The sequence below is a fragment of the Gelidibacter algens genome (assembly GCF_001678675.1).
GTDB lineage: Bacteria > Bacteroidota > Bacteroidia > Flavobacteriales > Flavobacteriaceae > Gelidibacter > Gelidibacter algens.
The window spans coordinates 1-18,917 of the sequence record NZ_LZRN01000037.1 but is presented as its reverse complement, the minus strand read 5'-3'; the positions used below and the strand labels follow the sequence as shown (position 1 = coordinate 18,917).

The 18,917-nt window shown below is 37.5% G+C and carries 15 protein-coding genes; 12 read left to right on the top strand and 3 right to left on the bottom strand.

Going from position 1 to position 18,917, the window contains the following annotated elements; genetic code table 11:
* The first annotated feature begins 145 nt into the window (after positions 1–145).
* Positions 146–4,975 carry a T9SS type B sorting domain-containing protein gene (locus A9996_RS14915; RefSeq protein WP_066436791.1) on the top strand — a complete coding sequence of 1,610 codons (4,830 nt, stop codon included), beginning with the start codon at positions 146–148 and terminating at the stop codon, positions 4,973–4,975.
* A gap of 135 nt (positions 4,976–5,110) precedes the next feature.
* On the opposite strand, the gene A9996_RS14910 is transcribed toward A9996_RS14915, so the two are convergent.
* The gene (locus A9996_RS14910) at positions 5,111–5,644 is read right to left on the bottom strand and encodes a lipid-binding SYLF domain-containing protein (protein WP_066436789.1); all 534 of its coding nucleotides are present in this window, start codon (positions 5,642–5,644) and stop codon (positions 5,111–5,113) included.
* Positions 5,645–5,868: 224 nt separating this feature from the next.
* Between A9996_RS14910 and uvrB the strand changes: the two genes are divergently transcribed.
* Positions 5,869–7,872: an excinuclease ABC subunit UvrB gene (gene uvrB, locus A9996_RS14905; RefSeq protein ID WP_066436788.1), complete on the top strand. Its 2,004-nt coding sequence runs from the start codon at positions 5,869–5,871 to the stop codon at positions 7,870–7,872.
* Between the two features lie 240 nt (positions 7,873–8,112).
* Here the strand turns inward: uvrB and A9996_RS14900 are convergent, their stop codons facing one another.
* On the bottom strand, positions 8,113–8,514 hold the full coding sequence (locus A9996_RS14900; protein WP_066436787.1) for a hypothetical protein: 402 nt from the start codon (positions 8,512–8,514) through the stop codon (positions 8,113–8,115).
* A 267-nt stretch (positions 8,515–8,781) separates the two neighbouring features.
* Between A9996_RS14900 and A9996_RS14895 the strand changes: the two genes are divergently transcribed.
* From A9996_RS14895 to A9996_RS14890, 3 genes are all read left to right on the top strand, one after another.
* A complete protein-coding gene (locus A9996_RS14895; RefSeq protein ID WP_346210651.1) occupies positions 8,782–9,348 on the top strand; it encodes an alpha/beta hydrolase in 567 nt (188 codons plus the stop codon).
* Positions 9,311–9,589 carry an alpha/beta hydrolase gene (locus tag A9996_RS20980; RefSeq protein ID WP_346210650.1) on the top strand — a complete coding sequence of 93 codons (279 nt, stop codon included), beginning with the start codon at positions 9,311–9,313 and terminating at the stop codon, positions 9,587–9,589. Before A9996_RS14895 ends, A9996_RS20980 begins: the two co-directional genes overlap by 38 nt.
* A 94-nt stretch (positions 9,590–9,683) precedes the next feature.
* Entirely contained in the window at positions 9,684–9,941 is a 258-nt protein-coding gene (locus A9996_RS14890) for a DUF1456 family protein (protein WP_066436786.1), read from the top strand.
* A gap of 158 nt (positions 9,942–10,099) precedes the next feature.
* Here A9996_RS14890 and sucC read toward each other — a convergent pair whose 3' ends face one another.
* Complete coding sequence (gene sucC, locus A9996_RS14885) at positions 10,100–11,290, bottom strand: ADP-forming succinate--CoA ligase subunit beta (protein ID WP_066436783.1); 1,191 nt, start codon at positions 11,288–11,290, stop codon at positions 10,100–10,102.
* A 239-nt stretch (positions 11,291–11,529) separates the two neighbouring features.
* Here sucC and lysA point away from each other — a divergent pair, with 239 nt between their 5' ends.
* From lysA to A9996_RS14850, 7 genes are all read left to right on the top strand, one after another.
* Positions 11,530–12,741 (top strand): diaminopimelate decarboxylase, encoded by a 1,212-nt coding sequence (gene lysA, locus A9996_RS14880; protein ID WP_066436781.1) that lies wholly within the window; start codon positions 11,530–11,532, stop codon positions 12,739–12,741.
* Between the two features lie 101 nt (positions 12,742–12,842).
* Positions 12,843–13,880 carry an AI-2E family transporter gene (locus tag A9996_RS14875; protein WP_066436776.1) on the top strand — a complete coding sequence of 346 codons (1,038 nt, stop codon included), beginning with the start codon at positions 12,843–12,845 and terminating at the stop codon, positions 13,878–13,880.
* A 105-nt stretch (positions 13,881–13,985) separates the two neighbouring features.
* Positions 13,986–15,869, top strand: coding sequence for a sensor histidine kinase (locus A9996_RS14870; RefSeq protein WP_066436775.1), 1,884 nt, complete (start codon positions 13,986–13,988; stop codon positions 15,867–15,869).
* The gene (locus A9996_RS14865; RefSeq protein WP_066436773.1) at positions 15,869–16,612 is read left to right on the top strand and encodes a LytR/AlgR family response regulator transcription factor; all 744 of its coding nucleotides are present in this window, start codon (positions 15,869–15,871) and stop codon (positions 16,610–16,612) included. The genes A9996_RS14870 and A9996_RS14865 overlap by 1 nt, the downstream gene beginning before the upstream one ends.
* Before the next feature lie 148 nt (positions 16,613–16,760).
* Complete coding sequence (locus tag A9996_RS14860; protein ID WP_066436771.1) at positions 16,761–17,498, top strand: hypothetical protein; 738 nt, start codon at positions 16,761–16,763, stop codon at positions 17,496–17,498.
* Positions 17,499–17,525: 27 nt separating this feature from the next.
* A complete protein-coding gene (locus A9996_RS14855; protein WP_066436768.1) occupies positions 17,526–18,284 on the top strand; it encodes a hypothetical protein in 759 nt (252 codons plus the stop codon).
* Between the two features lie 62 nt (positions 18,285–18,346).
* Positions 18,347–18,862: a nuclear transport factor 2 family protein gene (locus tag A9996_RS14850; protein WP_066436766.1), complete on the top strand. Its 516-nt coding sequence runs from the start codon at positions 18,347–18,349 to the stop codon at positions 18,860–18,862.
* Positions 18,863–18,917 lie beyond the last annotated feature (55 nt).

Sequence of the window (18,917 nt, the reverse complement as noted above, 5' to 3'; positions counted from 1 at the left end):
CATCAAAATGTTAATCTTCAGTGCATTTAGACGTTCTATTTTGCATTTCATCCAATAATTACCTACTTTTCCACCTTAATTAAATTGATTTGGAAATTTCATCGCCCCAAAATGGGATCTCCCGACTAAACTTAACCTATAGAGCATGAAATTTTTACAAATTTCCCTCCTTGTTTTTGCATGTATTTTGTGTACTCAAGCATTCGGTCAACAAATAACCGTAGATAGTAACGTTAGCCCCCAACAACTTATCGAAAATAATTTGATTCAGGGTTGTGTGGAGATTTCGAACGTCTCCTCTCCCGTCAACGGTTCTGTAAATGGGCTTTCGAGTTTTGGATATTTTGAAAGGGGCAGCTCTAACTTTCCGTTTAAAAACGGCATCATGCTCTCTAGCGGAAATGCCAATTCTGCTGGTAATACCTCTACGGATAAAACCTTAAATGAAGGCGAATCCAATTGGCAGTCAGATGCCGACCTTGAGACCGCATTAGGCATTTCGAACACACTCAATGCGACCGTGGTAGAGTTTGACTTTTCATCGCTTTCCAATCAAATCCAGTTCAATTATATTTTAGCTTCTGAAGAATATTATGGAAATTTTCCATGTGAATACTCAGATGGTTTCGCATTTTTGATCAAACGCGCAGGAACGAGTGACCCCTATACAAATATTGCGCTCATTCCAGGAACCACAACCCCAGTTAACACCAATACCATTCATAACAACATAGTAGGGTTTTGTCCTGCATCAAACGCTGAATATTTTGAAGGTTATGGCATTGGCGACACCAATTATGATGGTAGGACCAAAATGATGACCGCTACCGCGAACACCGTCCCTAATGTAAAATATCACATTAAACTGATTATTGCTGACCAAACAGATTCCAATTATGATTCGGCAGTTTTTATTGAAGGCAATAGTTTTACTGCGGTTGTTGACTTAGGCGAGGACATTACCACCTGTGCCGATGAATTAACGCTTGATGGCAATATTGATAATCCAGAAGGAATCTATTCATGGTTTTTAAACGATGTACTTCTTACCGGAGAAACACAATCTACTTTAGCAGCCCGTCAATCAGGAACCTACACCGTGAAGATCGATATTCCATTAGGCAACACCTCTTGTACCATTGAAGATCGTGTGACTATTGTTTTGAGCTCAACCCAAACGGCTTCACCAATTTCTAATCTTGAAATCTGTGATGATACTTCCGGAGATGGATTTGAGGTTTTTGACCTTAATGTTAAAAACAATGATGTTCTGGATGCTGTTCCCGATTCTGCCTATAGCATTTCTTATCATTACACCAATGATGATGCGCTGGCCAACAGTAATTCAATCTTGGACCCTATTACCAACACCAGTAATCCGCAACCGATATTTGTCAGAATTGAAGATACTATCAACGGCTGTTTGGCCTATTCATCATTTGATATTGTGGTCAATACCCTACCACAAATTACCACACCAACAGATTTCATTGTTTGTGATGACGTTACACCAAACGGTCTGACGTCCATTGATCTCACCGAAAAAAATGAGGAGATCATCAATGGCCAATCTGATTTGATCGTCAGTTATTACCATACACAATCAGATGCAAAGGCGGGCGTCAATCCGATTGCTTCTCCATACAACAACCAATCAAGAACTGAACAATTGGCCGTGCGTGTTGAACATGCACAAACAGGATGCGTAAGTACAACCACGTTAAATTTGATAGTATTGGATAGCCCCGTAATAATGAGTGCGGAGGATCATTTCTTGGACGCATGTGACCCTGAACACGACGGATTTGCAAATTTTGACCTTAATGACATCAATTATCAGGTTCTAGACGGATTGACCGGAGTGACAGTCTCCTTCCATGAAATTTATGAAGATGCCTTATCAGGAAGCAACGCCATTGTAAATCCTACAAATTACACAAACATTAAGAAAGATTTTCAAACACTTTATATTAGGGTAACTGATGACAGCTCCGGTTGCGCATCTGTAGCTCCTTTTGAAATTCATACAAATCTTTTATTGACGGGTACACTTATTAAGGATTTTTCAATTTGTGATATTAAAGATGGTGAGGTGCCAAGCTTTGACCTTAATAATATTGCTGAAGTGATCATCAATGATCTTCCAGATATTACCATTACTTTTTACGAAACTCCAGAAGAACAAAGCAATCAAGTAAATTCACTAAACACTGCCGTCCCTTACATTCCGTCCCAATTCCCGAAAACTTTGTACATCACTTTAAACAATCCCACGTGTACTGAAAAGGCAGAAATAAATTTGTTGCTCAATCCATATATTGATTTTCCGTCCATAGGAGCAGTCACCTATTGTGATACTGATCAAGACGGTTTCACGTCAATTGATTTGGGTTCTTTTGATTTTTCGGTTGCCAACGAAGAAGAAGGCTATAGAGTGCTTTACTTTACAACTGAAGACGATGCCAATAAAAACACGAATAGTCTTCCTAGTTTTTACACAAACACCTCAAATCCACTAAAACTTTACACACGCACCACATCAAAAGCTACTGGATGTTCTGATATTAAAAGTTTTGAAATAACTGTTTTACCGGCACCTGAAACCAGCACCCCTCAAAATATTGTCATTTGTGATGATGATCAGGACGGATTCTATAATGTCAACTTGAACACTACAATTGATGAATTGGTGACGGACCGTAGCAATCGGATATTTTCCTTTTACAAAACACTTGCGCTTGCTGAAAGCAACACTGAGGCCATAACCGATAGCTCAAATTTTAAGTCCAGCACACAAACCGTATATGCACGTGTAGAAAACCAACTCACAGGATGCCATGCCATAGAGCCCATTAAGATTATTGTCAATACGTTGCCTGCCTTTACCCCTATCAGCAATTACATTTATTGTGAAAGTGATAGCGACGGCTTTGGGGAATTTATATTTAAAACTAAGGATTCTGAAATATTGAATGGTCAAATTGGTAAAAGCGTCTCTTATTATCTCAATCAAAATGACGCCAATAGCCGAACGAATGCTTTAAGCAAAACAGTCGTTTATGAGAATGTCAACACACCTCAAACTATTTTTGTGAGGGTTGAGAACACTTCAGACATCACTTGTTATGGCACCTCCTCCTTTACTATTGAAGTTGGTACAAGTCCGGAGTTTAATGTGCCTTCAGATTGGTTTGTTTGTGATGATATTTCAAATGATCAAAGTGAGATTTTTGATCTTTCAGAAAAGATTTCAGAAATTTCAGCAGGTATCACTGACACTTTGGATATTACGTTTTACACAAGTAGAGCTAATGCCGAAAACGCGCTGAACCCTATTGATACAAAATATGCCAACATCAAAAATCCGCAGCAAATTTTCGCGAGGATAGAAAATGGTACTATTTGCGCTTCCATAACCGACTTCAGTTTGGGGGTCATTAAAGCTCCAGATGCAAATCCATCAAAACCAATGATACAATGTGACACTGATTATGATGGTCGTATGACTTTCGATTTAAAACTATCAGAAATTGATATTTTAGAGGTGAGACAAAACAACCTTGTGATTGCCTATTACGAAACAGCCCAAGATTTAGAAGCAGAAACCAACGCCATTTCCCAACCAGAATCGTATACAAACATTTCAAATCCACAAACGGTTTATGTGAGATTGACCAATACCATTTCTGAATGTTATTTATCCATTCCTTTAGAGTTAATTGTCAATACGCCTCCTGTTTTTAATGCGATTGATTCTATAACAATTTGTGATACTGAGAACACTTATTATGATCTCTCACAAGTGGACAACCTTCTTGTTGACGACACTTCAAATACACTCATTTCATATTACAAGAATAAAAGTGACGCTTTGGATGCTACTAATGCACTGGACAAAGATTATAATTATCCATCAGCATCGAACATGATTTATGTGCGAATAGAGAATGCCACAACCCATTGTTTTATTACCCATCAATTTACATTAAAAGTGAATCCGCTACCTATTGCCAACACCCCAATAGATTTGGAATCTTGTGACGATGATTTTGATGGCTTTTTTACTTTTGATTTTTCCGACCAAACCCGTCGTATTTTAGGCAGCCAAGTTTCAGGAAATTTCACTGTGACTTATCATGATACTAATGATAAAGCACACGACAACAAAGAAGCGCTCACTACAATTTACGCTGCTACAGATATGCAAATCATATATGCACGTATTGAAAATAAGGTAACGGGCTGTTACGACATTACCCAATTTCAAACTTACGTACATCCTCGACCAGTATTGGATATTGGAGATCAGGTGATTTGTTTGGACTATGGACCACTTATGGTAAGTGCCAACACCAATAGTGCTGATGACCGCTATATTTGGTCAACAAATGAAACCACACCAGAAATTGAAATCACTACTATAGGTACCTATTGGGTAAAAGTAACTTCCATTTTTGGATGTGAAACAACTGAGGTTTTTAACGTTACAGAATCAGAAGCTGCCACCATTGAAGTTACGGAAACGGTTGATTTTTCTGACCCCAACAACATCACCGTCACCATTAGTGGCATAGGAAATTACCTGTATGTATTGAATGACGAGGCACCTCAAGAGTCTAATGTTTTTGAAAATGTGCCTATTGGCGCGAATTTGGTCACCATAATAGATCTAAACGGCTGTTCCAAAGTCACCAAAGAGGTTATTGTACTTGACACGCCAAAATTTATGACACCTAATGATGATGGGTATTTTGACACATGGCATGTTACAGGTGTAGAAACCCTACCAGGAACTATTGTGTACATCTATGACCGTTATGGGAAACAATTGGCGCAGCTAACTTCTACTTCTCAAGGTTGGAACGGGACACTCAATGGCCAAAAAATGCCAGCCACAGACTATTGGTTTGTTGCTGACGTTAAAAAGGACAATGTATCTTTTCAACTCAAGGGCCACTTTGCTTTAAGGCGTTAATACAAAAGACTAGTCTCAACTATTGAGAGCAATCTAAAATAATAGCTAATTTAAATTTTAAGCAAAAAAAACGTCCATTACAAAATTGCAATGGACGTCTTGATAATGAAATGATCTTTAAGATCATCAAAATTTCTAATCAAATGGTGTAAAAGTAAATTTTTGTCCACCAACTGAAGCTTCTGCCATAAGCCCTGCTTTTGGCAATGCAAAGGCAACAACACCATCGGAATAACTCGCTTTGGCAGCCACACCAGACTCTACAGCAACCGCTGAAGCTTCAGCGGAAAATTCAAATTGACCTTCTTTAAACTCCATCAAAGCTGCCTCAGTCTCAAAAAATATGATCTCTATAATGGCCTGACCTCCTGCTTGGAGACCAATATCCAATTTTGTTAAGCTTGCCATACCAATTGCATCGCCATCTTCATAAACTACGCCATTACCGGTAGCGCCTCCAATAATAAACGCGCCTTCTCCTACATTAGGAAACAATACATATCCAGCAGCGCTATCAAAGTATTCCTTAAGCGTCGCATCGGCCTCAATGAGTTTCATTTTTGCACTTTGCGCATCAGACATAATCTCTTGGTCTTTATCGTTTTGGGAAAATGCGCCAAAAGTAATAAGCATACAAATGGTAAAAGTTAATTGTTTCAAATTTTTCATGTTCTATTAATTTAAGATTTGTTAATAATTCATCTGTTTTAAGAATTAAGCTAGAGGAATCAAATAAGTGCGGTACTGTAAAATTAAAGTGAAATTAAATTCCAACTTAACCTTATTACTCAATTTATTGATCCAAATGCTTACTAGAACAGGGCTTAAATCCTTGGTGCTATGTTATTTAAATTACCCGTTATTCTTCAAAAAACTTTGGTTAAATTTGCAAAATGAAATTCAAAATCAAATCAGCATTTAAACCTACTGGAGATCAGCCTCAAGCCATCAAACAACTTTCAAAAGGCATTGAGAACAATGATAAGTATCAAACCTTATTAGGTGTAACGGGTTCTGGAAAGACTTTTACCGTGGCCAATGTTATTGAAGAAGTGCAAAAGCCAACCTTAGTTTTGGCACACAACAAAACTTTGGCAGCGCAATTGTACTCTGAGTTTAAGCAATTCTTCCCTGAAAATGCGGTAGAGTATTTTGTTTCCTATTATGATTATTACCAACCAGAAGCCTACATTCCTGTTTCTGGCGTTTATATAGAAAAGGATCTCTCCATCAACGAAGAAATCGAAAAGATGCGTTTGAGCACTACCTCTTCCCTGCTTTCGGGCAGACGAGATGTTATTGTAGTGGCTTCCGTATCATGTTTATATGGTATTGGAAATCCTGTGGAATTTCAAAAAAATGTCATTACTCTCAAAAGGGATGAGGTCATTTCAAGAACAAAGCTGCTCCATAAATTGGTGCAAAGTCTGTATTCTAGAACGGAAGCCGATTTCAATCATGGAAATTTCAGGATTAAAGGTGACACCGTAGATATTTTTCCTGGATATGCCGATTATGGCGTGCGGGTTCACTTTTTTGGTGATGAAATTGAAGAGATTGAAGCTTTCAACATTCAAAATAATAAAGTGATTGAAACTTATGACCGGATCAATATCTATCCTGCCAATATGTTTGTCACCTCCCCTGAAGTTCTTCAAGGTGCCATTAGAGAGATTCAGGATGATCTGGTTAAACAACACGATTATTTTATAGATATCGGCAAGCCATTAGAAGCAAAGCGATTAAAAGAGCGTACCGAGTTTGATTTGGAAATGATTCGGGAATTGGGCTATTGCTCTGGCATAGAGAATTATTCGCGCTATTTGGACGGTCGCTTGCCAGGGACACGCCCTTTTTGCCTTTTAGACTATTTTCCTGATGATTATTTGATGGTGGTAGATGAAAGTCACGTGACCATTTCACAAGTCCACGCCATGTACGGTGGAGACAGAAGCCGAAAGATAAATTTGGTGGACTATGGTTTTAGGCTTCCCGCAGCGATGGACAACAGACCTTTGAAGTTTGAAGAGTTTGAGGCGCTACAAAATCAAGTTATTTATGTGAGCGCCACACCTGCCGATTATGAACTCCAAAAGAGTGATGGTGTTTTTGTGGAGCAATTGATTCGTCCGACAGGATTATTGGATCCGATTATCGAAGTACGCCCAAGCTTGAACCAAATTGATGATTTGATTGAGGAAATCCATCAACGTGTAGACAAGGATGAACGTATTTTGGTCACGACCCTAACAAAACGTATGGCTGAGGAATTGACGAAATATTTAGACAGAATTCAAATTAGGGTGCGCTATATTCACAGTGATGTCGACACTTTGGAACGCGTAGAGATTATGCAGGATTTGCGTAAAGGTGTGTTTGATGTTTTGGTAGGTGTGAATTTACTGCGTGAAGGGTTGGATCTACCCGAAGTATCCTTAGTAGCTATTTTGGATGCTGACAAAGAAGGATTCTTAAGATCCAACAGATCATTGACGCAAACAGTTGGAAGGGCTGCAAGACACCTAAATGGGAAAGCCATTATGTATGCAGATACCATTACCAATAGTATGCGCAAAACTATTGACGATACCAACTACCGTCGTGAAAAACAAATTGCCTACAATACCAAACATGGGCAAATCCCTACGGCTCTTAACAAAAGCTTAGACAATATATTGGCAAAAAACTCAGTGAGTACGTATAGTTATCAGATTGAAGCCGCAAAAGCTGCCGAGCCTGAAAGCCAGTATTTGACCAAAGACCAATTAGAAAAGAAAATCCGAGAGAAGCGCAAACTCATGGAGCAAGCGGCGAAGGCTTTGGATTTTATCATTGCCGCGCAATTAAGAGATGATATTAAGGCGTACCAAGGCAAATTGGAACAGTTGAAAGCCTAAGAAGATAGACAATAGACAATAGACAATAGACAATAGACAATAGACAATAGACAAAAATAAAATCGTTTGTTGATAGTATTGATATACTTTAAAATAATTTGCATCAAACAAACAAAATGGAAAGAAGACTTAAGACCGCCAACTGAAGACCGAAGACCGAAGACTGAAGAGTGAAGAGTGAAGACTGAAGACTGCTGACTGCTGACTGCTGACTGCTGACTGCTGACTGCTGACTGAAAACTAATTATACTGTACCTTAAAAATATCGATTAAGAAATCGGGCGGAACGATTTTATTGGGAAAGCTTTCCATTAAATCCAAGACGCGATTGATGGATTCGTGGCCCAATCCCATGCGCAAACCAAAATTATGCAACTTTACAAGTTCTTTATTTGAGATATCTTGGTCTAAATTCATCAGCAACACCAGCCTATGAAACTGAACAATACGCTCACTATGCGATTTTAGATGCACATAATTCACAGGAAATTCAAACAGATAATCAAAGTCTGCCTGAGAGACCTCCAGTTGTTTGGCAACACCTGCAAGAAACTTATATTCTATGGATTTTATGGAAGCGTCAGTTTGAGCAAAAGCAATCATTTCAGAGAGCAAACTCAATTTTTCTACACGATTTATCATATGAGGGAGATTCTAATTTTACTTTTATAAAGTTAAACAGAATAGCTTTTTGATAATCGTTGATTATTAGTAACTTATCGAAAAATAAACGGTAATTCATCGTGATTATTTTACTTTCGTACACTTTAAGACTTCAATATATTGATAATCAATTGATTATAAATAATTTGCATTTCACCGATTTTCACCAAATCAAAAGTTGCTTTCGGTGAACTGCAATCAGCGTTTATTTATAAATTTGTGATCTGTAATCCATCAACACCAGTAATGACATTTACTAAAATTCTAATTGCATTTATTTTCGGGTTGAGCACGCTTACCCATGCTCAAAGTACGGCATCTGCGCAAGTGTCTACATTCACCATAGAAGCGCCACAACTACAGGTTAAAAAAAAGATTTGGGTGTATCTTCCAAAAGATTATTTGAAAAGCACTACTGAGTATCCTGTCATTTACATGCATGATGCCCAAAATCTATATGATGCCGCAACCTCTTATGTAGGCGAATGGAATGTGGATGAGTCTCTGGATTCAATCGCAAACAGTAAGGTAATTATTGTAGGCATTGAACATGGCAATGATAAGCGAATGGATGAATTAACACCCTATCCCAATGAAACATATGGGGGCGGGAAAGGCGATCAGTATCTCGATTTTATCATCAACACTTTAAAACCACAAATTGATGCGAGTTACAGAACACTCAAGAACGTCAAACACACCTCCATATTTGGATCTTCGCTTGGTGGCTTACTATCTTTTTATGCGGTCGTAAAATATCCCGAAACCTTTGGGAATGCGGGTTATTTTTTCACCATCATTCTGGTTCAGTAATCGTATTTTTAATCTGGTCTCTGAGACGACTATTTCTCCAAATTCAAGGTTTTACTTTTTGGCAGGTTCTGAAGAATCTGAGACTATGGTTCCGGATCAAACTAAAATGGTGGACCTATTATTGACAAAAGGTGTTCCACAAAACAATATAAAAAATACAATTACTGAAGGCGGACAACATAATGAAGCGCTGTGGCGTCAAAATTTTCCTAAAGCCTATCAATGGTTGATCAAGAATTAAGAATTAAGAATTAAAAAAAATTAAATTTTTTGAAGTAACAAATCTTGCGAGATAACTGAATTTTTCAATACCTTATTAACGTAATAACATCCTCATGACTAACAACGATATTTTTAAAAAACTACGCGTCGCACTGAAATTAAGAGACGACGATATTATTAAAATCCTAGCGCTTGTAGATTTCAGAATCTCAAAAAGTGAATTGGGAGCTTTATTTAGAAAAGAGGACCATCCCAATTATGTGGAATGTGGGGACCAAATTTTGCGCAATTTCCTCAACGGATTAGTCATTCATCTGCGCGGACCGATGCCAGCTAAAGCTGAGAAAGGGAAGCCTAAAAAGAATGATTAAGGATTGTAATTTCGTTTGTAGAATTTCTGAGAGGTTTCTATCGGCCTTTATCACTCCCTAAAACATCAAGGAATCAGAAACCTCAACCAATTTCAATAAAAAAGACCTCACAGGTTTTGAAAACCTGTGAGGTCTGATAAATAGTATTTATAATATGATTAGGCCAAAACCGACTGTACCTTATCAGCAGCTTCCTGAAATTCAGTAGCACTCATAACATCCAATCCTGAATCGTCAATTAATTTCTTGGCGATATCAGCATTCGTACCTTGTAAACGCACAATGATTGGCACATCAATATTGCCCATGTTTTTATAGGCATCAATGATACCTTGCGCAACTCTGTCACAACGTACAATCCCACCAAAAATATTGATCAAGATAGCTTTAACAGCCGGATCTTTTAAAATAATACTGAAAGCTGCCTCAACTCGAGCCGCATCTGCAGTACCACCAACATCTAAAAAGTTTGCTGGTTCACCACCTGCTTGCTTAATCAAATCCATGGTTGCCATTGCTAACCCCGCACCGTTAACCATACAGCCAACGTTACCGTCTAGATCAACATAGTTTAATCCTAAAGCACCCGCTTCAACTTCAATGGCACTTTCTTCACGCAAATCGCGTAAGTTCAAATAATCTTTGTGTCTATAAAGTGCATTGTCATCAATGGTCACTTTGGCATCAACAGCCATGATTTTATCATCACTGGTTTTCAATACCGGATTGATTTCAAACAAAGAGGCGTCAGAGGCTACATAAGCTGTATAAAGATTGGTCACAAATTTGGTCATTTCCTTGAAGGCATTGCCTTCCAAACCTAAATTAAATGCAATTCGTCTTGCCTGGAACGGTAAAATACCTGTGGAAGGATCAATTTCTTCTGTAAAAATTAAATGTGGTGTTTCTTCAGCAACAGTTTCAATATCCATTCCACCTTCAGTAGAATACATGATCATGTTACGACCGGTACCTCTATTCAATAGTACAGATACATAAAACTCACTGGTTTCACTAGCTCCTGGATAGTAAACATCCTCAGCCACCAGAACCTGATGCACTTTTTTACCTTCTGCTGACGTTTGAGGTGTGATCAATTGCATGCCAATCATCTTTCCTGAAACTTCTTCAACCTCTTTAAGGCTTTTGGCCAACTTGACACCGCCACCCTTACCACGTCCACCTGCATGAACTTGTGCTTTGATCACGTACCAACCGGTTCCGGTCTCAGCGGTCAATTGTTTTGCTGCAGCAACAGCTTCGTTAGCATTTTTTGCGACGATACCACGTTGGATACGGACTCCAAAACTGCTTAAAATATCTTTTCCTTGATACTCGTGTAAATTCATATTGATCAGTATATAATTGTTCCGTTTTTAGCTTCTGGAAATGTTCCAGCCCAAGCGGAAATCTCTATTTTTATGCAGCACAAAAGTAATCAAGATAAATGTTTTAACCAATAAATTTAAGTATTGTTTGTTGGGGCCGTTTTCATCATAGAAAAAGTTGTATCACTTTTAGTATTTTATTTATGCTCGAATAAAAAAAAGGATTTAGCTTTACCGTTGTTAAAATTTAAACTTCAAAAATGGAACATAAAACCTTATTACAAATCGCAAAAGACTTCGAAAGTCCAGTTTACGTCTATGATTCAGATAAAATAGGTGCGCAATACAAACGCTTGACTTCTGCATTTAGTAAGGTTAAAAAATTAAAATTAAACTATGCTGTTAAGGCTTTATCCAACATTTCAATATTAAAGTTGTTTAAAACTTTGGGCTCAGGATTAGATACTGTGTCCATTCAGGAAGTTAAATTAGGCTTGATGGCTGGATTTTCTCCTGAACAAATCATCTTTACCCCAAACGGTGTATCTCTTGAAGAAATTGAAATGGCCGCAAAACTTGGCGTACAGATCAACATTGATAACCTTTCCATTTTAGAGCAATTTGGCACGCGTCATCCAAAAACACCGGTGTGCATCAGGATCAATCCGCATGTCATGGCTGGTGGTAATACCAATATTTCTGTAGGCCATATTGATAGTAAGTTTGGGATTTCAATTCATCAAATTCCGCATTTGTTGCGCATTATCGATAACACCAAGATGAACATCAACGGGATCCATATGCATACCGGAAGTGATATTCTTGATATTGATGTCTTTTTATATGCCAGCGAAATCTTGTTTGATACGGCATTGCATTTTAAGGATTTAGAATTTATTGATTTTGGATCTGGTTTTAAAGTGCCTTATAAAGAAGGTGATATTGAAACAAACATTGAAGAATTGGGCCAAAAACTCTCCGAACGTTTCAATGCATTCTGCAAAAAATATGGACGGGAGTTGACCTTGGCCTTTGAACCTGGGAAATTTTTGGTGAGTGAAGCCGGTGTTTTTCTGACTAAAGTAAATGTTGTCAAACAGACTACTTCTACTGTTTTTGCCCAAGTTGACTCTGGCTTTAATCATTTGATCAGACCAATGCTATATGGCTCACAACATGAAATCATTAATATCTCCAATTCTAAGGGACGCGAGCGGTTTTACTCAGTGGTAGGCTATATTTGCGAGACCGATACTTTCGCCAGTAATATCCGTATCAACGAAATTAGTGAGGGTGATATTTTATGCTTTAAAAACGCTGGTGCCTATTGTTTTACCATGGCTAGCAATTACAACTCACGCTTTAGACCTGCGGAGGTGCTTTGGCACAATAAAAAAGCCCATTTGATAAGAAAGCGTGAGACTTTTGAAGATATTATCAATAATCAAATTGAAATTGATTTGGGTGCATAATAATTGTATGTGCGCTATTTTTATAAACTTTAAATTAAGAAACTTGCACTATCTTTAAATTGGCAGATTTTACTTTCAATAACGCAACCACGACCTTATAAATGAACCAAATACCACCCAAATTAATTCGTCAAATCTTCGTGATCCTTCTCATTCTATTTATGGGAAGTCTTATATTTAGAGAGCTGCTGCCGTATCTTACTGGTGTTCTTGGTGCAATAACCATTTATATCCTTTTCAGAAAATGGATGACTTCATTGGTAAAAAACAGAAAATGGAACCCAACTTTAGCTGCTTTAATGATTATGCTGATTTCTTTTGTTGGAATCCTGATTCCACTTACGGGTATTGTTTGGATGCTGAGCAGTAAAATTGGTAGGGCCGTCAACAATAGTGAACAAGTAGTTACGGCTTTTAAGGATCAGTTGAGTAAAGTACAGCACTTTGTAGGATTTGACATTGGTAAAAATATTGATACTAGCGCCATCACAGGATGGGTTTCAGAAAATTTACAGAATTTGGTAGGTGGCACTTTTAACGCCTTTGTTGCTATTGGCCTTATGTATTTTATGCTGTACTATATGTTGACCAACCGAAGAGAGTTGCGCGAATCTTTAACAGAATACATTCCGTTAAACAGAGATAATTTAAGAGAAATAGGCTTTGAAGTTCAAGCCATGGTGCGTTCTAACGCCATTGGAATTCCTTTGGTGGCGATTGCCCAAGGTGTTATAGCCTTAATCGGGTTTTTGATTTTTGGTATTGACGAACCTTTTTTCTGGTTCGTGATCGTTACTGTAGGCTCTATGATTCCATTTGTTGGGACCCTTATCGGGATTGTACCGGTGTTTTTAGTTAGCCTTTCTTCTGGTGAGACTTTTCAAGCGTGGGCCATTTTGATCTACGGGTTTGTAGTAGTGGGCTCTACAGATAATATTATACGCCTTTATGTGCTGAAAAAATTAGATGACGTGCACCCCCTAATCACCTTAATTGGAGTTATTGTTGGGGTCCCAATTTTTGGTTTTATCGGATTGATTTTTGGGCCTTTATTGATCAGTCTGTTTTTGGCTCTAATAAGTATCTACAAAAAAGAATACGGGAAACAGCAAACCGCAACTACGGAAGAACGTATTTAGTACCAAAAAAATAACGCCATCGAACTCTCTAATTTCTAATTATTTAACAAAAAATTAGTATATTTAATCCTCCTCAAGTCTTGTTAGCAGTAATAATTAAGACTTATGAAACATTCTCTAACCACTGCATTTTTACTTTTTTTTACAACTTTTATCCATGCTCAAAATTCTGATAAGGTAACGTTGGATTCTTTGTTGATTTGGTTGGACTCACATATCAAAATTCCATCCGATTCTACAGCAATAGCTAACAATTCTTATCGCGCCATTTCACTTTCCAAACAAATTAAAAATCAGGATGCGCTTGCCAAAACCTATGGTTATTTAGTCACCTATCATAAGGACTATTCAAAACTTGATTCGGCATTTTATTATGTTGAAAAATTAAGAGACATCCATTTAGAACATAAAAATGACGACCAACTTGCCTTTACTTATCTAAAATGGAAAGATCTTTTGATGGTCAAGGCAGATTATGCTGAAGCCACACAAACCGTATATAAGGCACTTGATCTATTTGAAAAAACCAATAATCAAAAAGGAATTGCTGAATGCTATACAGCTATCGGTGATTTAAAATATTATGAACGAAGTTATGCCGAAGGCGTCAGATGGGCAGATAAGGCAATAGCGATATTAGAAAGATTGGATGCCAAGGAAGAGCTAGCCAATGCCTATCGCATAAAGGCTAATGACCAATTATTTTCCACAACTGACCTTGAGCAGGCATTGGCGTCCATTAATAAGTCAATCGATTTGTATGCCGAATTAGGAGAATATGGCATTCCGATGATGGCATCCATTAATTGGAGAGGTAATATTTATAAGTACATGGATCGCTATGATGAAGCCATTGCCGATTACGAAGCCAATTTTGACAATTCTACCAAAATGGGTTTGGAACGCTATTTAATTCCTTCATTGGGAAATATTGGCCATGTGTATTTATTACAAGGAAAATATAAAGAAGCACTTCCCTATAACCTTCAAGCAATTGACATCATGAAAAAGACTGGAAGGGAGAGAAACCTTTGGGAAAACTACATGCATGTTTCTAATATTTATGAATCTCTTCAAGATTACAAATTAGCATTATTCTATCACCATTTATATGCACAAGCCTTTGAAGAGTTTAAGGACAATACCATCCATGGGCTGGAGACGGAAGCACAGGCAAAGTATGAAACGGGTCAAAAAAATGCAACAATTTATTTTCAGGATGAAAAAATAGCACAACAACAGAGGGCAAAAGCATTGTACATCGTGTTAGCTAGTTTATTGGCAATTATAGTATTCGGATTGTTTTATTATTATAAAAAACGTCAACATAAAAATAACGAATTAAGCTTGTTGAACTTGAAATTGGATACCAAAAACAAACAGAACGAACTGCTCCTCAAAGAAATCCACCATCGTGTAAAAAATAATCTTGAACTCGTCAAAAGTCTGCTCGCGTTACAATCAGCACAGTTGGAAGATTCAGCCACGAAAGACGCCATGATGGCAAGCCAAAATCGGGTTCAATCCATGGGAATCATCCATCAGAAATTGTATCAAGGTGAAAACTTGGGCAGTATCGAAATGAAAGACTATTTCTTAAATCTCGGTGAAGGCATTTTGGATACGTTTGATGCAGATGCCAAAGTAAAAATAGAATGTGCCATGGACAATTTGGAATTGGATGTAGACACTGCAGTACCAATTGGCCTAATCGTCAATGAATTATTGACAAACGCCTTAAAATATGCCTTCCCAAAAGATGGCAGAGGAAATATTCTCATTAGCTTATCACAATCAACACCCGAATTATTGACCTTAAGAGTTGCCGATAATGGCGTGGGCAAAGTAGTTGGAATGGCACCAAGAGGAACAGGTTTTGGCTCACAACTCATTCAATTATTGACCCAACAATTAGATGGAAAAATGATGGAAGACCATGAGAATGGCACGTCCATTTTATTTCAATTTAAAACTAAACCAGCAGCATAATGGCAACACCTATAAAAATATTGATTGTTGAGGACGAAATGATTATTGCTGCCAATATCTCCTTGCAACTTTCCAGTTTGGGCTATGACGTTACAGGCATCATTCCTCGTGGTGAAGAAGCATTAACAAATATCAAACAGAACCAACCGGACATACTATTGATGGATATTTCTTTAAAGGGCAAACTCGATGGCATAGAGACCGTACAAATTATGCAAAATGATTACGACATTCCTGTTATTTACCTGACGGCGAATGCTGATGATGTTAATTTTGATAGAGCAAAAGCCACCAATCCTTATGCTTTTATTTCCAAACCTTTCAAAAAACTGGATCTCCAAAGAGCCATAGAATTAACCATCAATCAGATACATTGTCGCAAAGATTCTGAAAGTAGTGCAACCATGACCAACAATTCACCCTTCATCTTAAGCGATTGTATTTTCGTTCGCCATCTCGATAAAATGGTAAAAGTGGTTATTAAGGACATCTTATATATCGAAGCCGAACGCAATTATTGCCGCATCTATTCCAAAGACAAAGAATATCTTTTGGTCATGACACTAAAGGATATGGATGAAAAATTGCCACAAAAACACTTTATAAGAGTGCATCGTTCCTTCATTGTCAATCTTTCCCAAATTGATGAAGTAGCGAACAGTCATATCGTGATTGCCAAAAAAGCCATTCCTGTTAGCAAAATCTTAAAAGAGGAATTATTGAATCGATTGCAGACCATTTAAAGAAAACGCCCTTTCTTCTACTTTCATAACTTCCGATAAATAAATCGGTTGTTTCGGACAGACTATGCTACTGTTCGTCCTAGATTGATTTTATTTTATATTGATATACAGTAGTTTAGGTTAATAATAACCATAAAAACTATTAATCATGAAAATTTTAAAAACAACCTTTTTTGCACTTTCACTGCTATTGATGTTGCCAATGATTTCACAATCCCAAGAGCAAGAAAACTTTATTATGAACCTAACCGAATTTACCATAAAATATGGCCATGACGGTAATTTTAAAGAGGGTGTAAAAAAATGGAACAAATGTTATAAGGACAATAACGGAACAAACACATGGAATGTATGGCATCGTATACAAGGTAAAGGAAATGTGTATGTGCTTTCCGGAAACATGGCGAATTGGGCCGAAATGGATAAAGAAGATGCAGCAGGAAAAGCATGTCGTGCCGTTGGCCTAGAATATATTACACCGCACATTGAAAGCACAGAATTCAATATGGCAACGCCTATGCCCGAAATAAGCAGAAAAGCGCCTTTGGGAGACATGTCTATTGTTTGGGTTACAAACTTTAAAGTAAAAGATGATGCTGCCTTTAATGAAGTTATAAAGGACGTTACCACCACTATGAGTTCAAAAGAAGGTGAGAGTAGAGGCTACTGGTACAGTGTGATGGGCGGAGAAGGTAGCGATTATTTTGTATCGACTCCCTTTAAAGACTTTGCTGCTTTAGACGTCGATAGAGATGGTGTATGGAAAATATACGAAAGTGTACATGGTAAGGCAAAAACGAAAGAGACTCGTACAAAACTAAGAGCATCGGTGGATAATATATGGGACTACACTTATACGCTGGCAAAAGATATCAGCATGCAATAACTATTAACCAACTATAAACTATTAATCATGAAAACTTTAAAAAACGCGCTGTTAACAGCAATCTTGTTAGTTACAGCATCGACATTCACTGTTGCACAAAACCAAACATTTTGGATTCATGCAGATCAAGTTAAACCCTCCAAGCAGGCAGATTACGAAAAAGTTACAAAAGATTTTATTGAAGCTTGCAAAAAACATGATCTTAAAGATGCCGATTGGACAACGGCCCATGTTAATGACGGCACCTATTTAAGCATTACACCAATTGCAAACATGGCCGACCTAGACAAAAACCCATTGGCACCTTTAATGGAAAAAATGGGAGAAGATGACTTTCGGGATATTTTCAAACGCTTCAATGAGTGTTATGACAAACATGGCGACTATATTGTCACTTTAAACAACGACCTCTCCTATATGCCTGATGGTCTGACCTTAAATACTCCCGGACAAGACTACAGAAAATGGCATTTTTTGTATGTCACACCAAGTAACTCCCAAGCACTTCGCGCTAAAATCAAAGAAATCCAAGCACTCTATGTAAAAAAAGGTGCAAAAGAACATTACAGAATGTATCACAGCGGATTTGGCACCATGGGAGAATATTATTTAGCAGTGATTTCTGCAAAAGATGAGCAGTCTTATGCAAAAGCAAGCGAAGAAAATGACACATTACTTGGTGATGAAGGTAAAAAATTATTTAGTGAAATGTTTGCCTTGTTAGATCGCTACGAAGTAAAAACTGGTGCGATGCGTCCAGATTTAGGCTATACCGCAAAAAAATAACCAATCAATAACCAAACCTGCAAGGTTTCAACCTTGTAGGTTTATCTCAAAACATAAAACCAATGAAAAATTTATTCTTATTAGGACTTGCAATAGTCCTGTTTACAGCCTGTATTCAAAAAGACACACGCTACACACAACAATCACCAGAGATTGAAACAGTAAAGAAAGCTATCAAAAGTTATAATGATAAGACTTATGATATGAGTGTCTATGCTGATAGCTCGAAAACATTTTTCAACTCAAATTCTAAAGATAAATTTATGTCTAAAAAAGAAACTGTTGCGTATCATAAAGCAAATGATGCCAATTATTCCAGTCGTGGATTTACGAATAATGAACCAGAATATGAAATGGTTGTGACCGATGAAGGTGAAACTTGGGTCAATAGCTGGTTAGAATGGAAAGCAACTTTGGCTGCCAATGGAAAAGAAATCACCATACCAATTCATCTTACATACAAATTTATTGACGGAAAAATAGTGAGACAAATTGGTTACTGGGACCCGACTGAAGTAGTTATGAATCTTCAAGAAATCGAAGCTTCCAAAAACATGGCAGATTCCCTTCCTAATTAAATAAAAAAAAAGAACAGAAATTTTTTAGTTTGGAGTAGAAATTTAGGTCGAATCG